Below are 18,980 nucleotides of genomic sequence, written 5' to 3'. Positions count from 1 at the left end.
CAGCAAATAAATAAAATTGATCATATGAATATAAGAAATGTCGACCTCAATTTACTCGTCTATTTAAATGTATTAATAGATGAAAAAAGCGTATCAAAAGCAGCTAATAAGCTTGCTTTAACTCAACCAGCGATGAGTAATGCGTTAAAACGTTTAAGAGATTTATTTGATGATCCTTTGCTGGTACGAGCTGCGGGCTCTATGACTCCCACAGCCAAAGCACTGTCACTCAAACCTGAAATTGAAGCGCTGCTTAAAATGGCAGAGGAGATCACTCAGCCAAGTGAGCATTTTAACCCAGCAACTGCACAGGTTACATTTCGTATCATGGCAAACGATTATTTAGAATCGACTCTAATTGCCCCCTTTATTTGCGAGCAACTAGCTAAAAACCCGGGTATTGACTTTGATGTGCTCAGTCCCAGTGATGTAAATTTACAAGATATGGAAAAAGGCACTATCGATTTGGCAATAAATCGTTTTAATGGTCTGCCGCGCTCTTTTCATCAAGCGACTGTATGGCGAGATAATTATTGTTGTTTAACCCACCCAAATAATGATTTTTTAACGCATGCTAACTTAAATCAATACCTACAAAGCGAACATATATGGGTTAACCGCGCAGGCTGGGGGCCAGAGCCCGCAGTGACCAATAAGTCAGGAAAACAAAAATTAGGCTGGGTAGATGAAGCTTTGTGGCAATTAGAACAAACCCGTAAAATACGCGTATTTACTCGCCATTACATGATTGCCAGCTTACTGTGTCAATCTGAGCAACTCATAGCTACGCTACCCCGTCGTCAAGCAAAGCTATTAACCAGTCATACTAATTTAGTGATTAGCCCAGTACCATTTCAAGTCGTGCCCATAGAAGTAAAAATGATTTGGAGCCCGTTATTACACCACACACCAGCGCATCAATGGCTTAGACGTGAGTTATTGGCGTTCGCAAATACAGTGGTTGATAGGTAACATATTAAAATATTGATAAAATCAATATCAGTTATTGAAAACAACAATTTCATTAATATTACACTTAGCGCTACAGTGAAGTTAAGCCAACAAACTAAGAGTAATAATTATGCAAACATCAGCAAGCTTCACACAACAAGACGGGTTATTCATTGATGCAAATTTACATCACTTCATTGAACAACAATTATGCCCAAATACGCCGCTTGAGACGGGTCACGTTTACCAGTCACTTGCCACATTAGTTGATGAATTCGGCTGTAAATGTCGTAAAAATAAACATCAAGAAAACGATACTCTTGACGTAAACACTTTATTAAGTGCCTATCAACGTAAAAGCCACCCTCATTGCCATGTTGATGCACAAACAACCGAAGCTGTATTAGATGAATACTGCTGTCAAGTACCTGCCATTATTGTAGTTGCGTTAATGGACACGCTCAGTGGCACTGTATGTGACGAGCCAAGTGCACATGAGCTTTATCACAGAGCAGCAGAGCTAACAGAGCGTCCATGTGTTCATCGTCAAGCAGCCACTAACGCTTCAGCAGCTTAACAATGCAGTCGTTTAAAAGTGCTCGATAACCTTACTAGCAAATTGTTTGCAGCTTAAGGTTGTCGAGTTATGATTTGAATGAGCCAAATCAAAAGTTACCTGCCCACTGGCAAATGTAGTTTCTAAGGCGTTTTCGATTAAACATGCCGCTTCAACCCATCCCATATACTTAAGCATTAACACTGCACTTAATATGCTACTGCTCGGGTTTGCCTTATCTTGACCAGCTATTCGCTCGAACGTGCCATGTGTCGGCTCAAAAAAAGCCACCTCAGTATTTAAATTGGCGGCAGGCATAATCCCTACTCCCCCAACCTGTGCACTGAGCATATCGGCTAAAAAGTCACCATTTTGATTTGTAGTAGCCACCACATCAAATTGCGCAGGATCCATCAAGCATTGCTGCAACATATTATCGGCAATCACTTCTTTAATAATCAAGGGGGGTAAATTGGTTCGTTGTATTTCAAGCCAACGCCCATTTTCATGTTCTTTGGCATTATATTCTTGTTTTGCAAGCGCAAAGCCCCAGCGTTTAAACGCCCCATCGGTAAATTTAAGAACATTACCTTTGTGCACTAACGTAAGTGACTCTCTCTCATTTTTAAGGGAATAATTAATGGCAAAGCGTATTAATCGCTCTGACCCTTCTTTAGATATATTTTTAATCCCTATACCACACTCTTGAGCGAAACGAAGACGGGTTACGCCCATTTCTTCACACAAAAAATCGAGCATTTTTTCACTTTCAACACTCCCCGCCTGCCATTCAATTCCTGAATAAACATCTTCACTACTATCGCGCAACACGGTAATGTTAGTGGTAAAGGGATTTTTTAATGGCGAGGGTAAAGCACTAAAGCCTTTTATAGTACGCATATTAACAAATAAATCCATTTCATGGCGAAGCGCAACATTAAGAGAGCGAAAGCCACCGCCTAAAGGTGTGGTTAGCGGCCCTTTTATAGCAATTTTGCATTCACGTACTGCATTAATGGTTTCTTGAGGGAACCAGTCGCCATCATAAAGCTGGGCCGCTTGTTCACCATTATACACCTGCATCCAATGTATCTTACGTTCCTTGCCATAACAATGTTCTATGGCAGCATCCACTACTTGACGCATTACTGGCATCACATCTAAGCCAACACCATCACCGTCAATATAGGCAATAATAGGTTGTTCGGGTATATGCCACTGTCCTTGATCATCAATGTGAATATTGTCGCCATTGTCTGGCACCTTAATATGTTGATACTGCATACGTCCTCCTACAAGAGAATATATTTAAGCATGCATAACCCTACTTGTCTTCATAACAAAGCGTATAGCGGTTATTCAACGATAAAATGTAAAATTTAAGGTGCTTTTTTAACGGTTAAAATAACGTCAATCGCATTGAGTAGAGCCTCAACTTGTTGTATGTCGAAAGCGTCAGGTGAAGACTTTAAGTTTGTTTCAAAATCAACAGCCTGTTTATACAAAGCTTTGCATTCAAACATTCCAGCCGTTCCTTTGATCATATGCACGCTGCGTGCAAAACCCGTTATATCACCCTGCTTAAATTGAGACACTAACGTGTCTTTTTGTTTATTTAACCCTTTAATATATTCCTGCTTGAGTAGTGCAAACTCCTCATCGGGTAGCTTAATGTTCTCGCATATATCAATATCAAGATAACTTGCAATTTTACTACTAAAACAGCTTCTATCTATAGGTTTGGCAATATGATCAGTAAAACCTTGTTTTAAATAGCGATCAATTTCATGCTTCATCGTGTTAGCAGTGAGCGCCACAATGGGTGTTGTTACCCCTGTTGCTTGTATAATCTTAATTGCTTGCTCACCATCCATAATTGGCATTTGAATATCTAATAAAATTAAGTCGAAGCTTTCATCCATCGCTGCTTGCGCTGCATCTCGACCATTTTCAACAGCGACAACGGTTAACCCCATCCGCTCTAAAATTCGCTTAATAAGCTGACGATTTTCTGGATGGTCTTCAGCCACAAGTACTCTACCCACTAAATTTCGCTGACTATTATTTGAAAATAGTTCTTTAGTTTGTGGCTTACGTATATCGTCGAATGTGTTAACCCATTGCGTATGTTCGGTTGTATTTAACTCCATAGTAAAGCAAAACTCACTACCCCTACCTACCGCAGAAAATACAGTAATATCCCCATTTAGTTTGTTTGCTAAGCTTTTTGATATATTTAAGCCAAGTCCAGTACCACCGTATTTACGAGAAATTGACGAGTCTGCTTGATGAAAAGGAGTAAACAAATCTTTTTGCTCACTTTCAGTCATTCCAATACCCGTGTCTTCAACTTTAATTATTAGTTGCTTTTGATTGCAACTCACCGTCAGCATTATGTAGCCTTGGGTAGTAAATTTAAGTGCATTGGTTGCTAAATTTAATAATATTTGCCTAAGTCGAGTTGGATCTGAGACTATCCAATCTGGTAATGGAAATTGATAATCAACTTTGAATTTTAAGCCTTTATCGCGGATTTGCTTTCCTAGTAATGATTCAATTTCAGCAATAGTGGCAAACAAATCCGTTTCAACTAATTCTATCTCTAAACGGTTAGCCTCAATTTTCGACATATCCAAAATATCGTTAATTAGTCCAAGTACATGACGACTGTTTTGCAAAATCACCCTGATCCCATGATTTCTTTCATGAGGCTGTATATCACCTAAAATTATCCCATCAGCATAACCAATAATGGATGTCATTGGGGTGCGGATCTCATGGCTCATATTGGCTAAAAATCGACTTTTAGCTTCACTTGCATCACGAAGCTCTTCCGCCAATTGTTGTAACTCTTGGGTACGCAGCTTAACCTTGTGTTCCAAGTTTTTAGTCAGTTCAACATTCTGATGATGTAAAATACTGAATTTATTTGCGACAGCAAAAGCAAGTAATACCGCATCGAGCGCGGTGCCAATAAGCCCAAGTAAATAGAGATCCATTTTTATTGGCTCAATAATTCCTAGATTAGTTAAATTGCCAACCATATTAGGAATGGCCATAGCCAAATAGGCGAGAACAAAATAGCGAGCCGGCTTAAAGCCACTGATCCAGCTTCGTATACCAACAACCATACCTAAAGATAAAGTTGCCCCTGTCACTAAAGTGGCCCAAATAAAGCCAAAACCAGGCCAAACCATTGCAAAAGGTGCGCCTGCGGTGGCAACAATGCCTAAGTAGATTGATAATCGAGATAACTTAGGAGACGTGTCTTTTAATTTAAGTAAGCTGTTAAAAAATAAAATATTTGTGATGGGAATTAAAGTAAAACCTAACCAATGAAAATGGGCATTGTAAAAACCAAAAATTTGATCCGGTATATGAAAAAACTGACTCCAAGCCAACACCCAGCATGCTGTGAACATGGCGTAGTACAAATGGGTTTTATCTCTATCCCCCAAGTAAATAAGAAAATTGTATAAACCTAACGCAATACCAACCCCAAAGCACAGCAACATAATCATGTTGTCTGAGGTTTTTCTTACAAAAAAATCGTCATAAGATGAAAGCACTAATTTTGGTGGAGTATAAAAATATTCACTTTGAAATTTTGCAATTAATACGTAAGAACGATTAGGCGCCAGCTTAACTTTATTCCCATAATGAAATGCAAACTCATTTGGGTAAAGCCCCCCAGTGACATACTGCTTTATTGGTTCATCAAAGTTCGATATATCATAAATCCGGGTTTCGATTTTTGAAAGTAACGTGTTATACGGATAGAGCACCAGTTCATCTAAGTCTGTTTTATTTTCAAGTGCTATGACAAACCAAAAACTACCACCAAAAAACGATGTTCTTGATTGTGGTTGTTTATCTTCAAGCCACATTTCTATTTCACTGTGGTTACGGGGAAAAGTACCACTCGTTACCTGAAATACATGACCCTGACCGAGCAAATCAGTATCTTGTTGTTTTAAAGTATAAACAATAGGAGCGAGTGTATCTGCCGGCGCTAAATTGCTAAAGCACAAAAATACACAATATACAAATAGCTTTAGAACTGCCTTCATTGGCATACTTCGCACCTTAATTTAAAGACTAAAATTAAAACTGATAACTAACATCTAAACCAAAACGCCTGCCTTCACCTTTAAAGTCTTCAAGCATGCCAAGGAAAGAGCTTAAATCAAATTTTAAGTGACTATATTGCGTACCAAAGAGGTTTTTCCCCCAAATAGCAATCGCCCAGTTATCATGTTGATAATGTATGTTTGCATTAAAAATACTATAGCCATCTTGCATAGCATAAGGGTTTTGATTCTGATCAAAATAGTAGTCGGATTGATAATCAACTAATAATTGCGTTGTAAGTGGGTGATTAGCCAGCACGTGCGAGTATTCAATGCCTGCACTGAGGTTCCATTTTGAGGTAAACGGCAAGCGATTATCTGATAATGCGTTACCTAAAGGATCAACATATTCTTCAAACTCTGCATGGGGTATATAACCCATAGCAAACTTAACATTCAAATCATCGGTCAGCCAATACTCAAAATCAGCCTCTAGGCCATATATAGTCGAATCTGCCACATTTTCTAATAATTGAATAGGCGGGCTCTGATCAGATACTGAAGGCTGATTCATAAACACCTGTTGGTCATTATAATCATAATAAAATGCAGCCCAATTAAATCGCATGCCCAACTGTGGCCACCAAGACTTTGAGCCAATTTCATGTGAGTTCAATCGTTCTTTTTGATAATCAGCAAGCTGTGCTTGTTCAACCGATGATAAAAACCCACCGTTATAGCCTCCGCTTTTTGCGCCATTAGCAAATCGATAATAGGCATAGGTTGCATCATCCAGCTTAACGTTCACAGCCAACTGACCAGAGATGCCATTATCTGATTGCTCTCCCTGAACACGATAAAATGGCACCTTAACTCCGGTTAAATCGTTAGGGTCTAAAATAATATTAAGCTGGGATGTTGAGTCGTAATCTAAAGACTCATAAGAATAACGAAGCCCAGCGGTAATTAGCCAATCTTGATTTAATTGATAGTCAAGTTGAGTAAATGCTGCAATGCTCTTTGTTTTTATCCTATTATCATAGAAAAAAGTAGCGGTTAAATCTGTCGCTAAAATGCCTCGATAATCTCGTAAAATATCATTTACATTGTCTTGAATAATAGACTCATCAGCATAATAAATTCCCGTTGTAAGAAAATGCTCTGCGAGCTGAGATTGCAACCGAAACTCTTGCGTTACTAAATCAGTATTTAAACCTAAATTACCTTCACATAACCGTGCTGGAGAGCCATCACAGTTAAAGGCATGATCACGCTTTAACTTGTTATAGCTAGTTAGTGAAATAAGCTCATTGTGTGTATCCAATTGCCAATTAACATGGGCACTAACCCCCTTACCATCGGTTTTATGTGGCGAATTATTATTAACGCTTACAGTATAAAAATCATCACTGCCATCATTAAATCCAAAGTTATCAAAACAGGTGGTTGAACCTGCTTGTGCTGGCGAGCATCGCTCTCCTGTTAATGGGTTTGCAATAACCCCAATACTGCCAACAGGCTGAACTATGCCATCCCAATCAGAAATATGCCCTTTTATCAACAACTGCACAGTGTCAAAGTCAGCTAAAAAAGATACTCGACCATTTGTTTGCCGCATGCCTGCTGTTGGTGAATCAGCAAAAATATTGTTTGTAGAATAATCATAATTTTGATGGTTTAGCGCAACACGAACGGCTGTGTTTTCTCCAATAGCTGAATTAAACATAGCATCTACACTGGTCGCGTTGTTATTAGCAATACCAGTACTTAAATAACCACTTTGTTCAAACTCAGGGCGTTTAGAGCGGATTAAAATAGCCCCGCCAGTAGAGTTACGACCAAATAAAGTTCCTTGAGGGCCACGCAAAATATCAATCTGCTCAATATCAAATAAGTTTACAATTTGGTTACTGGCAGAGCCCACGGCTATATCATCCACATACATCGCCACCGGCGATGTATTAGCGGTGTTATAATCAACTAGCCCTACGCCACGAATATTAACCGCTGGTGGTGTGCCTTCCGCTGCGTTTTGACTAATTTTTAAATTTGGGGCAAATACAGATAACTCTGTTGAGTCTTTAACGTGTTGCGCTTTGAGATCGTCCCCTTTTATTGTGCTTACAGAAATGCCGACTTCTTCAATTTTTTGCGCTCTTTTTTGCGCATAAACCTCAATTATTTCCATGTTCGGTTGGTCATCACTTTTACCCTCTACCACTACTTTCGCCTGCAGTGGCAGTAAAAAGCCTGGTAAGCATACCAACCATATATTTTTATTCAGAAGCTTGCCTTTATTTTTCATTTCACGTGACCTTTGCGCTAAATAAATGTAAACAACATGTTTAACTATATACTAATCAACCGATTAAAGCTGTGCTGGAAGAGTATTTTAATTTTTGATAACTGCAAATGCATTTTCGCCACTAATGTGTTGTGGGTAACCCACCATTGCTCTGGCTGTTTGCATACCTGCCATAACAGCCGCTTCAACACAACCGGCATTAACACCCGTTTTAATCCAGTCACCGGTAATAAAAAGGTTTGTAAATTTTGTTTCATCTGTCGCCAGTCGATACTTACTTGAACCAGCAACTGACAAAACATAACGCTCACTTGGGTCAACGTTTACTCGCCAGTATTGAGCATTTAATCGTTCATCCCCTGATGACGATATTTCATATAATACAGACCAGTCAAACTCATTATTTTGATATGCAAGCGGCCATAAGGACTGCATGTTTTTTTCTAGTATTGCTTCTAGATTTACCTTTACTTGCGATTTAGCCTGTAGAGGAAATTGATATTCACTTTTTGGTGGATAGTACTCACAAGGAAAAACACTGCAAAAATAAGCAATGTTTTCAGGAGGACAATCAGTAGGCCACTGCTCTTTGTCGACTAAATTCATCATTGCCGCCCACGTATCAAATGGTTCGCTAAAGCCACTTAGAATTGGGCCTTCTTTACTCTTTGGAATATATTGCCAGCCTAATTGCTCGTCTGTTTTATTAAGCCATAGTTGGGCAGCTTGGGTTGCCACCGTTTTGACTTGCTTTGCTTGCGCTGCAAATTTAGTATCCCACGCTAATAATGAAGGGCATACGTGCTCAAGTGACGCCACAGATACACCCAACACAATTCTGTCAAAATCTTCTTTGTAATTTAATTTTTTTATTGGCAGTGGCTGCCCAAAATGGTTTTCGTATTGAGACGGCCAGTCTGACCAAAAAGATTCTAAATTAATATCATGCTGCTTTAATAGTGCGGCTTGTTCACTATTAATTTGCGCATAAAGTGGTTCACTTGGCCAACAAGGTAGTTTTTTAACATTAACCAGTGGTTGATACTCTGCGTCTGCGAGCAAAGAAACTTGTTGCTGAAGTTCAACGGTCTCGACAAAACTCTCTCCTTGCTCACTTAGGCTGGGAGTCAGGTTTTGCAATTGATGAAAATACTCAAACTTAACCCCTCTTTTTTTTAGTAATTCGTACAAGGGAGCAAAGATGACATCGCCCATCCCCGCTTGCATTTTCCACATGACCCCTCCGCGGTAACACAGCGCGATGCGTAACATAGCCAGTGATGCGACACCAGCCTCAACATTGGGCTTACTTAGGTCACCCGCAGGGTACGCAAACACCAAATCATAAAACCCTCGTATAGGCGCCGAATTAGCACTGTATTGCTCATTTGCCCCATTTCTTATAAGCCATTGCCTAAAATCAAATTTATTTATAACCTCAAACCCTTCTCGATATACTTTGTCTTTTACCAAACCAACTAGCATTGCGATAGCAAGGTCTGCGCAAATATATAATCGTCTAAGCTGCGCATTATTGTCTAACAACTCAATCATTTCGCTATTAAGCCAGCGCTTTAGCTTTCTAACTATATACCAAATAACAAGGCCATCTTTTTTCTCATAGGCTTGGGGGTTTAATGTATTGTCGGCGTGGGCAAACTTATTTAATGTATTGATTAATAAGCTTGGAGTAGAAGCAACTTCACTCGAATATTGTTTTATATCATCAGCAAAATCTCGCCAAGCATCTTCGGTATCATCAACCAAATCTGTTATTTGTTGGTGCAAGTGCCGTAATAAAGATTGATCTCGTGTTTTTTTTGTACTTAATTGTATATTTTTATTAGCTTTTTTTGCTGCTGACTGTAAATCAAATATCCACTTTTTTAGCCAAGCTAGGGTCATTTTAATAAAATCCCATGGCGTTATATCTAAACTTCCATCAGCAGGATTCCCTGCAAGTAATGGGAAATCAATTGGCCATGTTTGCCATTGGTCATCAATATATTCTTCTAAGGCTATAAAGCTATGCGGTTTTAATGCTTGCTGCCATGTAGATAAAGGTGAATCGGCTGGCCGTTGTAATTTAGTGTAAACCGTTTCTATTGTTTTAAAGCTATTTACATAAGCACCAAACCAAACATGTAAGCCATGCTCTTCAATACGCTGCCCGCTAGCCGCATTTCGACCACTTGCTCCTTTACCACCCAAACGCCAGCCTTGTTGGTATACTGTGATAGTTCGATGCTGTTGCCAGTCAGGTTGCTCAGTTAGATACAGTGCAGCAGTCATAGCCGATACACCGCCACCAATTATCACGATTTTTTCTTGGTTCATGGTAAATCCTTCTAAGCAATTTAAATTTTAGTTGCGGCTAACTGGTCGAAATCCATTAGCACATAAAAAGGTAAGTGCAGCGCTTGACTACCTAACTTTAGACCAAACATATCGGCAAGTGGAAAACTATCTAATTTATTAAGATGCAAAGTAAACTCAGGTTTCAAAAATTTAAAGCTATGTATTTTTTTAATCATTGAAGGTGAGTGCATTACGCTCTGGTATACCGCTGAATCGCCACTGCCATCAGGAAATTGTTTTAACAAAATTTGATCCATTTGTGGATTAACAAAGCCACTCAATAACTGCTTTAATAATGAAAAATCAATATCTAAATGTTTGCGAGAAAACAAATTTGCTACTTGATCGCCAAAGTTATCAATAATAGATAAGAAATCGCTATCTTGGTGTTTAGAATTTATAGTAATTGAAAATAGCTCATGCATTTGTAGCTTTGATTCAGGGGAGAAATGTTCAAAGCATTCTAAAGATATTGAAAAATTCGATAGCTCCGATACACAGCTGGGCATGGTGTAGTCACACAAATACTTATTATAGCCCCATGTTTCGCGACCATTAATAAGTGCATAAATGTTGTTAACACAGATAAATGCTGGATACCAATATAAGTAGGTTATATCTTCATCCTCAACCTTAGCGACAGGCAACCAAATGATAATATCTGTTTCTTGCATCCAACCATGCTGATCGAATGGCGGGGTCATCGAGGCTATTTTTTCAATATCTGTAAATGTAATAAGTGCAAACTCGCCAAGTATTTTAAAATAAATATTACCCTCCTCCCCTATGTTTAACGTTGAATCAATATACTTTTGTGCTTTATTAGATTCTATTTCAGCAAAAAAACCATACATATTTGCATTGTGCATACGACAAGGCGGCTTTGCTATTGGATTAGATAAAAAATGTTGATATGGCGCAGATAGTGAGTTCATTTGACCCCCTCAGTTAAAAACTGAGTATAGTCAGATATATTTGGGTCTGTTGACCTTTACGAATTAATATTTATGGCTATATGTGAATTCCACTCAATTCAAAGTATTTTAATAAATTGCTTGCAAAGAAAAATATTGTGACGTAATATCGCTGCTTGGCTATAAAAAGCCCTAGCGGTTAACCTCTTTACCCTGATCCAGTAAGCCCCGCAAAACGTATATTCAAAAGCTAAGTTATTGTACGGCGAGAACCCCTATTAATACCTTGATGATTTATTTTTAATATCATCGTAAAAGTGTCATAAAGATCGTCAACACTGTAATGAAGCTAAACACAATTAGATTATTTATCATCTGTAATGTGCTTTAAGAAAAAGCCCAGAATAAATAACAAAAATAAAGTGAGTTTTATTATGTCATACAAATATAACGGATCTATGATCCAAATAGCACATCCAGTGCAATCAATTTCGGTTAACAAACATCGTGTAATCTTCAGCGATACACAAGGTTTGAAAAATGCATTGTTTCAAAAAGCAAGTGATGCACGTCAATTTGTAAAATGGCTGAAAGCCAGTTAATTATTATTTATAAGTGTTTAACTTATAAATAAATTAAAATGCCAGCTTTATGCTGGCATTTTACTTTTTGGTGTATTACTGACTACACTTAAATCCATGTTTATTTATTTGTTGTAGTGAAAATGCGGTTTTCGTGGTTAATACTGTTCGTCTGTGTATTTTTAAGCACAAAGTGTGATGCCAGAACAATAAAATGGATAACGCATGACTTTGCGCCCTATTATATTTTAAGCGGTCCGGATAAATCTCAGGGCCGTGATGAAAGTATTATTTCACTGTTAGAGCAACAACTTCCGCATATTAACTTTGAACGTATCATTATTCCCTCTGGTAAAGTTATTCAGGAACTCGCTAACCTGCAATCAAATGCATGCGCATTATCACTTTATAAAAACAAATATCGAGAAGAACGTGTTTATTTCACGCATCAAAGCTCTACAGCTGGTCTTTCTCCATCCATTGCCATGCATCAAAAGCTGAGCATTGCGCTAGGTATTGAAAGTAGTAAATCAGTGTCGTTAACTAATTTATTAGTAAATAAAAAGCTCACCTTGGGTGTATCGATGAATCGCTCATACGGCAGTGAAATTGATAAAATAATTAATACCACACCTAATACAAATATTGTCATTAGACCTACTCGCGATACCCTCAGTACATTAACCTATATGCTTAACTTAGAGCGAATTGATATTTTATTAGGCTACCCCAGTGAGCATTATTATTTAGCAAAAACGATGGGGTTTAGTGACAATTTAACGCAGCGTATGCTGATTGAGGCACCAGAAATTAGTTACGGTTACATTGGCTGTACTAAAAACGAGCAAGGCGCAGAAGATATTGCCACACTCAATCAGCAACTCAAACTAATTAAGCAAACTGAAGACTATAAACAAGTATTAACTCGGTGGTTACCAAGTCACTTAAAATCAAAATTAGAAGATCATTTACAATAAAAAAGCTAAGCGTTATCACGCTTAGCTTTAACTATAAAACGGTATTATTGACGGATACCTTCAATAAATAAGCCAATATCAACGTGCGTTGACGCTGGGCCTAAATCGTAATCAATACCGTAATCAGCTAGTTTTAAGCTGGTTTCACCTTCAAAACCAACACGGTAACCACCCCATGGATCTTTACCTTCACCAATCTTATCAATTTCAAAACTAATTGTTTTAGTAATACCATGAAGGGTAAACTGACCGGTTACTGTGGCTTCTTCACCGTCTTGATCAAACTTAATTGCTGTACTTTTAAAGCTAGCCTGTGGGTATTTGCTTACATTTAAAAAGTCGCCATCGCGTAAGTGTTTATCTCGTTCAGCATGGTTTGAATCTAGGCTTGCTGTGTCGATATTTACACTAATTTGAGATGCGTTTGGGTTTTTAGCGTCGTAGTTAAACTGCCCATCAAAGGTGTTAAAACGCCCGTGCAACCAGCTGTAACCTAAATGTTTAATTTTAAAATTAACAAAGGCATGTGCTCCTTTGGTATCAATAACATAGTCTGCAGCACTAGCATCGGTAGCTGTCATAAACATCGCTGCTGATAACGCTGAAGTTAATAGTAACTTTTTCATTTTAAGCTTCCTTTTGTAATTTGATCATTCTAATTAATGTTTTATCTTTATCTATAAAGTGGTGTTTTAACGCACCTAAAATATGCAGCACCACAAACCCAATCAGTAAGCATGCGCTGTAATAATGGATCTGCCCTGCTATATCTGCCTGAGAATCAAAGGTAAAGTCGATGGCTTTGACATAAAACAAGCCAAACACTTCGATTGGTCGCCCATCAGCAGTAGAGATTAGATACCCAGACACCATAATAATCACTAAAAACAGATACATTAAAATATGTGCGGTTTGGGCCAGCTGATTTAATTGAGTGTTGGTCCCAATAGGGCTAGGTTTTACATTAAATCGACGCCATAACAGTCTAAAAACAAATACAGCCGCTAAACTCAGCCCTATGCTTTTATGTAAATCTAATGAGCCTTTATACCAGCTATCATAGTAAGTTAGCTCAACCATGTATAAGCCTAAACCAAACAAACCAAAGACAGTCAACGCCATTAACCAGTGTAAAAATATAGCCATCAGGCCATAACCGGTTTTTGAGTTTTTAAACATTGCTTATCGCCAATCTCTAATCTAGTAATAACACTACGATATAATGAATGAGTGGCGATTAAAATAGCATATGCAAACACTTATCGTGCGTATACGCACAGTAAAGTCTATTAATTTAGTATAATTGCAAAAAACTTTATGGGAGGTTAACTTTCGGCAGGCTCATTAAGAGATACATATATTTGGCTATCAGACTCAACTTGTAAGCAAGCAATTAAGCCCTCTTTGATTAGTTCTAACATGGCAATAAAACTAACAACTACTCCACTGCGGCCCTCTTCAAAGGTAAACAGTTGGGTAAACGCAACAGGTGCTTTTGCTTGGGATAGTGTGTGTAAAATTAAACTCATACGTTCACGAGTTGACAGGGTTTCTGCACTAATTAAATGATGCTCAAATGTTTTAGCACGCGCCATTACGTCGCTTAGCGCTAACAATAGATCTTTGATTGCCAGTTCAGGTAAGTGTTGGTTTTTTTCTTCTAACTCTGGGAAAGTTGCATTGGCGATAAATATATCGCGACCAACGCGGGGCAAAGAATCGATATTTTCGGCCGCTTTTTTAAATTGTTCGTACTCTTGTAGACGTTTTATAAGTTCGGCGCGGGGATCTTCCTCTTCTTCTAATTCCTCATGCACTGGCAGTAACAACCGCGACTTAATCTGCGCCAGCAATGCTGCCATTACGAGATATTCGCCGGCGAGTTCTAACTGAAACTCACTCATCATTTCTACATATTTTACATACTGCTCAGTAATGCTAAATATAGATAATTCGAGAACATCTAACTTGTGCTTTTTAATTAAATAAAGCAACAGATCTAACGGACCTTCAAAGGTTTCTAAAATAACTTCAAGCGCATCAGGCGGAATATATAAATCTTCAGGCTTTTCAACAACGGCTTTCCCATGCAAAAATGCCAGTGGCAGCTTTTGCTGCACTGGCATATCTGTAGGTATTAACGAAACCGTGTCAGGCTGTTTCATTGCTATTCAAATGGAGCCGTATCGCCGCAGCCTACACGTAAAATTTGAATATCGTCCTCTGATAAATCAATTACCGTGGTTGCTTGCTCTGTGAGGTATCCGCCATGAATAATTAAATCGACATGCTTATCTAGACGATCCAAAATGTCATCGGGGTCCGCTTGCGTGTATTCATCACCCGGTAAAATAAGTGAGCATGACATTAATGGCTCACCCAATTCCGCAAGTAACGCACAAGCAATTGGGTGTTCAATAACACGAATGCCTATGGTTTTTTTCTTATCGTTTAATAAGCGTTTAGGTACTTCTTTTGTACCTTTAAAAATAAACGTATAAGGCCCTGGGGTATTATTTTTGATCAGCCTGAACATTTGGTTATCTACCCGAGCATAAGTAGAAAGCTCAGATAAATCGCGGCACACTAAAGTAAAATTATGGTGTTTTTCAATACCACGAATACGCTCTATGCGCTCTTTTGCTTGTTTGTTACCTAAATTACAGCCAATCGCATATCCCGAATCTGTTGGGTACACAACTACGCCGCCCTGTTTAATAATTTCAACAGCTTGAGAAATTAGTCTAGGCTGTGGGTTATCCGGATGTATATGAAATAATTGACTCATAATGCAACTCCTTCGTGCTTTTCCCATGTTTGCCAAACCCCTTGGCAATCTTTAGGTAAGTATAAATTTTTTCCAAGTTCTAAATAACTAGTCGGAAAATGAAAATCAGAGCCTTGAGAGCAAAGCAGGTCGTATTCTTGACTCAACAAGCCTAAAAACTGACGCTCACTCGGGGCCTGTTGCGGTTGGGCAACTTCCATTGCATCACCGCCCACTGATTTAAACTCTACGAGTAGTTTACGCAACCACTTATTCGACATTTTGTAGCTACTTGGGTGCGCCAAAACAGCCACCCCACCGGCGGAATGAATCGCTGAAATTGCCGTTTGCATATCACACCAGTTACTCGGTACGTAACCGGTTTTTCCTCGCCCTAAGTACTTTTTAAATACCCCAGGAAAGTTTTTAGCCACACCTCGCTCAATTAAAGCTCTGGCAAAGTGAGCACGAGTAATTTGCGCATTTTCAGCCAGATCGCGGGCTTGTTGATAAATACCCTCAAAGCCATTTTTAGTTAATCGATGGCCTATTTCAATTGCACGGGTTTCGCGCTTTTGCTGTTGCTCGCTAAGTAATGTATTCAAAGTGCGATCATTGGTATCAATGTTAAGCCCAACAATATGTATTTCAAAACTCTCCCATTTGGTTGATATTTCAACCCCATTAATCAGTTTAAGCGGCAAGTTTTCACGTTTGATAAAAGCCTGCGCAGGCTCAATTGCGGCCACAGTATCGTGATCGGTAATGGCAAATACATCAATGTTTTTATCGACTGCTCGCGCTAATAGTTCCTCAACGGTTAAATGTCCGTCTGAGTGTGTTGTATGGCTATGTAAGTCGTATTTTATCAAATGAAAACTACTTTAATTAATGGTTTAAGGGTGTTTCACACAGTATAACAAGTTTTTTAACGAAATTGTTTTAAATAAACACTTGACACAAAAGCAGTTGATACGTTTTACTGTAGCCACTTTTAGACATTAAAGAATAAATAACAATGAAAAATACAATTCAAAACATCATTTGGTGGTGGCACTCTTAAAACAAAGGGTGATGAATTGTCGTGTCTAAACAAAAAATTCTAACCCGCTACCATGCGGGTTTTTTTATCGCTAAATTTTGCAACACAAGATTAATAACAGGAAAAAAAACATGAATAACGTAAACACTCTTACACATCATTGGTGGTGGCGCCTGGCATAGCGGGACGGTAATGGTCTATCTATAATTTAGACATCGTTATTCAAACCCCGCACTGCTTAGCATTGCGGGGTTTTATTTTTTTAGGGGATGAGGTTTGATTTTTAGTCATATAACAACAACACCAGGTGAAGTGACCAGCATAACGCAAGTACGAGACTACATAAGTAGCCCACTTGCCTTGTATGCGGCACTTGATAAACCTAACTCACTATTGCTTGAATCTGCAGAAATAGATTCAAAAGATAGCGTAAAAAGCTTAATACTAGTTGATTGTGCATTGCGTATTGTTTGCCAAGGCAACCAAGTGAGCATCAGTGCACAATCAAACAACGGCCAACAACTACTTAACTATTTGCAGGCTAATGTACAAAACTGCGCTTCACAGTTAACCGATACCACACTCACACTTGAGTATCACCCAGCCGATGACACCATTGACCAAGCTAGCAAACTGATTGCAGATAACGCTTTTAGTGCACTACGCACTTGTTTAAATAGTATTAGAAGCACCACTGACAATCCGTTCTCAGTGTTTTTAGGCGGCGTATTTGCCTACGACATGGTAGCTAACTTTGAACAACTATCCGATGTGCCTGACGGTGAAAACACCTGCCCAGACTACGTATTTTATTTAGCCGAAACACTGGTTGTTATTGATCATCAAAAACAAACAACCGAGTTAATTGGTAATGTGTTTAATGGCCCAGATGTTCACGCAAACTGTTTTGAAGTGGGCAAACAATTAGAGCGCCTTAATACATTGTGCGACCACGCCGCAGACTTTAGTGCCCCAAGCCAAACAGGTGACTGCCCTGTAAATGTTGATATTAGTGATGAGCAATATTGCCAACAAGTGATAAAACTTAAGCAACACATAGTTGATGGCGATATTTTTCAAGTGGTGCCCTCTCGTACTTTCTCATTGCCGTGCCCTGACTCATTACATGCTTATAGCCAGCTTAAAAAGCAAAACCCAAGCCCGTACATGTTTTACATGCGTGATGAAGATTTCTCATTATTTGGCGCTTCTCCAGAGTCTGCGCTTAAGTATGAGGTTAAGTCTCAACAAGTTGAGGTTTATCCGATTGCAGGTACTCGTCCACGGGGTAAGTTTGCAAATGGAAAAATTAACCCCGATTTAGATAGCCGTATTGAACTTGAGCTCAGAAACGATCAAAAAGAACGTGCCGAGCACTTAATGCTGGTTGATTTAGCACGTAACGACGTTGCTCGTATTAGCGTGCCTGGTACTCGCCATGCCAAAGAACTATTAAAAGTAGACCGCTATTCACAAGTAATGCACTTAGTATCACGTGTAGTAGGAAAATTAAAACCCGAACTAGATGCTTTGCATGCTTATCAAGCCTGTATGAACATGGGTACCTTAGTGGGTGCCCCCAAAGTCCGTGCGGCAGAATTAGTGCGCAAAACTGAAGGCAAACGTCGCGGTAGCTATGGTGGCGCAGTTGGCTATTTAACCGGTGACGGTGCCATGGACAGCTGTATTGTTATTCGTGCCGCCTTTGTTAAAAATAATATTGCGTATGTGCAAGCCGGTGCTGGGGTTGTATTTGATTCAGATCCAATGTCAGAGGCAAACGAAACGCGCGCTAAAGCCCAAGCGGTGATCACCGCGATTAAATCGACGTATAAGGCAGTATAAAATGAGTAAAGCACACCCTATTAAAATTTACTTTTTAGATAACTTTGACTCATTTAGCTACAACCTTGTTGATGAGCTAACAATGCTAGGTGCTGAGTTAGTAGTTTACCGAAACAACATTAGCGCAGAGATCATATTCGAAAAAATGCAGGCAGAGCTTGGACAAGTACTGCTGGTATTATCACCAGGCCCTGGTGCGCCTAGCGATGCAGGCTGCCTTATGGAGTTAATTAACCTGTGTAAGGGCCAATTTCCAATGCTAGGTATTTGTTTAGGCCAACAAGCGCTAACACAAAGCTATGGCGGAGTAATCGGTCACGCTGGTGAAACCGTACATGGTAAGTCATCAATTATAAATTTAAATGATCACCCTGTATTTTACGGTATGGGAAGCACCATGCCAGTAGCACGTTATCACTCTTTAATGGCAACAAAAGTACCTGATAACTTAGCCGTTATTGCTAAATTCCAAGATATACCAATGGCTATTTATCATCATCAAGACAATGCACTGGGCTATCAATTCCACCCAGAGTCAATTTTAACGCCCAACGGCGCAATGCTACTACAGCAAAGCGTTGCTTATTTAACACGTGCCAAATAAAAGGAACATT

General features: G+C 39.0%; 16 protein-coding genes. 6 read left to right on the top strand and 10 right to left on the bottom strand.

Annotated features, from left to right (window positions below; genetic code table 11):
• The first annotated feature begins 24 nt into the window (after window positions 1–24).
• Together DK924_RS05695 and DK924_RS05690 are read left to right on the top strand one after the other, a co-directional pair.
• Window positions 25–972: a LysR family transcriptional regulator gene (locus DK924_RS05695; protein WP_109874565.1), complete on the top strand. Its 948-nt coding sequence runs from the start codon at window positions 25–27 to the stop codon at window positions 970–972.
• 109 nt (window positions 973–1,081) lie between these two features.
• Entirely contained in the window at window positions 1,082–1,528 is a 447-nt protein-coding gene (locus DK924_RS05690) for a hypothetical protein (protein WP_055012570.1), read from the top strand.
• Window positions 1,529–1,540: 12 nt separating this feature from the next.
• Here the strand turns inward: DK924_RS05690 and icd are convergent, their stop codons facing one another.
• From icd to DK924_RS05665, 5 genes are all read right to left on the bottom strand, one after another.
• Window positions 1,541–2,791, bottom strand: coding sequence for an NADP-dependent isocitrate dehydrogenase (gene icd, locus DK924_RS05685; RefSeq protein WP_055012571.1), 1,251 nt, complete (start codon window positions 2,789–2,791; stop codon window positions 1,541–1,543).
• A 95-nt stretch (window positions 2,792–2,886) separates the two neighbouring features.
• The gene (locus DK924_RS05680) at window positions 2,887–5,583 is read right to left on the bottom strand and encodes a 7TM diverse intracellular signaling domain-containing protein (RefSeq protein ID WP_109874564.1); all 2,697 of its coding nucleotides are present in this window, start codon (window positions 5,581–5,583) and stop codon (window positions 2,887–2,889) included.
• A gap of 28 nt (window positions 5,584–5,611) precedes the next feature.
• On the bottom strand, window positions 5,612–7,882 hold the full coding sequence (locus DK924_RS05675) for a TonB-dependent receptor (RefSeq protein ID WP_109874563.1): 2,271 nt from the start codon (window positions 7,880–7,882) through the stop codon (window positions 5,612–5,614).
• Window positions 7,883–7,969: 87 nt separating this feature from the next.
• Window positions 7,970–10,219 carry an NAD(P)-binding protein gene (locus DK924_RS05670; protein ID WP_109874562.1) on the bottom strand — a complete coding sequence of 750 codons (2,250 nt, stop codon included), beginning with the start codon at window positions 10,217–10,219 and terminating at the stop codon, window positions 7,970–7,972.
• 20 nt (window positions 10,220–10,239) lie between these two features.
• Entirely contained in the window at window positions 10,240–11,175 is a 936-nt protein-coding gene (locus DK924_RS05665; protein ID WP_109874561.1) for an acetoacetate decarboxylase family protein, read from the bottom strand.
• A gap of 413 nt (window positions 11,176–11,588) precedes the next feature.
• Here DK924_RS05665 and DK924_RS18735 point away from each other — a divergent pair, with 413 nt between their 5' ends.
• Window positions 11,589–11,756 (top strand): hypothetical protein, encoded by a 168-nt coding sequence (locus DK924_RS18735; RefSeq protein WP_007375427.1) that lies wholly within the window; start codon window positions 11,589–11,591, stop codon window positions 11,754–11,756.
• A gap of 122 nt (window positions 11,757–11,878) precedes the next feature.
• Entirely contained in the window at window positions 11,879–12,712 is an 834-nt protein-coding gene (locus DK924_RS05660; RefSeq protein ID WP_109874560.1) for a transporter substrate-binding domain-containing protein, read from the top strand.
• 44 nt (window positions 12,713–12,756) lie between these two features.
• Here the strand turns inward: DK924_RS05660 and DK924_RS05655 are convergent, their stop codons facing one another.
• The 5 genes from DK924_RS05655 to DK924_RS05635 all read right to left on the bottom strand — a co-directional run bounded on the left by DK924_RS05655 (window position 12,757) and on the right by DK924_RS05635 (window position 16,351).
• Window positions 12,757–13,338, bottom strand: coding sequence for a YceI family protein (locus tag DK924_RS05655; RefSeq protein WP_109874559.1), 582 nt, complete (start codon window positions 13,336–13,338; stop codon window positions 12,757–12,759).
• 1 nt (window position 13,339) lies between these two features.
• Complete coding sequence (locus tag DK924_RS05650; protein ID WP_010390221.1) at window positions 13,340–13,891, bottom strand: cytochrome b; 552 nt, start codon at window positions 13,889–13,891, stop codon at window positions 13,340–13,342.
• Between the two features lie 146 nt (window positions 13,892–14,037).
• The gene (locus tag DK924_RS05645) at window positions 14,038–14,877 is read right to left on the bottom strand and encodes a ScpA family protein (RefSeq protein WP_109874558.1); all 840 of its coding nucleotides are present in this window, start codon (window positions 14,875–14,877) and stop codon (window positions 14,038–14,040) included.
• 2 nt (window positions 14,878–14,879) lie between these two features.
• Window positions 14,880–15,500 carry an L-threonylcarbamoyladenylate synthase gene (locus DK924_RS05640; RefSeq protein ID WP_109874557.1) on the bottom strand — a complete coding sequence of 207 codons (621 nt, stop codon included), beginning with the start codon at window positions 15,498–15,500 and terminating at the stop codon, window positions 14,880–14,882.
• A complete protein-coding gene (locus DK924_RS05635) occupies window positions 15,497–16,351 on the bottom strand; it encodes a PHP domain-containing protein (RefSeq protein WP_109874556.1) in 855 nt (284 codons plus the stop codon). Before DK924_RS05635 ends, DK924_RS05640 begins: the two co-directional genes overlap by 4 nt.
• Before the next feature lie 446 nt (window positions 16,352–16,797).
• Between DK924_RS05635 and DK924_RS05630 the strand changes: the two genes are divergently transcribed.
• Entirely contained in the window at window positions 16,798–18,366 is a 1,569-nt protein-coding gene (locus DK924_RS05630; RefSeq protein WP_109874555.1) for an anthranilate synthase component 1, read from the top strand.
• A 1-nt stretch (window position 18,367) separates the two neighbouring features.
• Complete coding sequence (locus tag DK924_RS05625; protein WP_109874554.1) at window positions 18,368–18,970, top strand: aminodeoxychorismate/anthranilate synthase component II; 603 nt, start codon at window positions 18,368–18,370, stop codon at window positions 18,968–18,970.
• Window positions 18,971–18,980 lie beyond the last annotated feature (10 nt).

It is taken from the genome of Pseudoalteromonas sp. meg-B1 (genome assembly GCF_003173795.1).
GTDB lineage: Bacteria > Pseudomonadota > Gammaproteobacteria > Enterobacterales > Alteromonadaceae > Pseudoalteromonas > Pseudoalteromonas undina.
Note: the sequence above shows the minus strand (reverse complement) of the source record. Positions and strands in the feature narration are given on the sequence as shown.

Excerpts from the sequence above, each read along its gene's own strand:
- DK924_RS05695 (WP_109874565.1), top strand. The coding sequence starts at position 25 with ATGAATATAAGAAATGTCGACCTCAATTTACTCGTCTATTTAAATGTA.
- DK924_RS05690 (WP_055012570.1), top strand. The coding sequence starts at position 1,082 with ATGCAAACATCAGCAAGCTTCACACAACAAGACGGGTTATTCATTGAT.
- icd (WP_055012571.1), bottom strand. The coding sequence starts at position 2,791 with ATGCAGTATCAACATATTAAGGTGCCAGACAATGGCGACAATATTCAC.
- DK924_RS05680 (WP_109874564.1), bottom strand. The coding sequence starts at position 5,583 with ATGCCAATGAAGGCAGTTCTAAAGCTATTTGTATATTGTGTATTTTTG.
- DK924_RS05675 (WP_109874563.1), bottom strand. The coding sequence starts at position 7,882 with ATGAAAAATAAAGGCAAGCTTCTGAATAAAAATATATGGTTGGTATGC.
- DK924_RS05670 (WP_109874562.1), bottom strand. The coding sequence starts at position 10,219 with ATGAACCAAGAAAAAATCGTGATAATTGGTGGCGGTGTATCGGCTATG.
- DK924_RS05665 (WP_109874561.1), bottom strand. The coding sequence starts at position 11,175 with ATGAACTCACTATCTGCGCCATATCAACATTTTTTATCTAATCCAATA.
- DK924_RS18735 (WP_007375427.1), top strand. The coding sequence starts at position 11,589 with ATGTCATACAAATATAACGGATCTATGATCCAAATAGCACATCCAGTG.
- DK924_RS05660 (WP_109874560.1), top strand. The coding sequence starts at position 11,879 with ATGCGGTTTTCGTGGTTAATACTGTTCGTCTGTGTATTTTTAAGCACA.
- DK924_RS05655 (WP_109874559.1), bottom strand. The coding sequence starts at position 13,338 with ATGAAAAAGTTACTATTAACTTCAGCGTTATCAGCAGCGATGTTTATG.
- DK924_RS05650 (WP_010390221.1), bottom strand. The coding sequence starts at position 13,891 with ATGTTTAAAAACTCAAAAACCGGTTATGGCCTGATGGCTATATTTTTA.
- DK924_RS05645 (WP_109874558.1), bottom strand. The coding sequence starts at position 14,877 with ATGAAACAGCCTGACACGGTTTCGTTAATACCTACAGATATGCCAGTG.
- DK924_RS05640 (WP_109874557.1), bottom strand. The coding sequence starts at position 15,500 with ATGAGTCAATTATTTCATATACATCCGGATAACCCACAGCCTAGACTA.
- DK924_RS05625 (WP_109874554.1), top strand. The coding sequence starts at position 18,368 with ATGAGTAAAGCACACCCTATTAAAATTTACTTTTTAGATAACTTTGAC.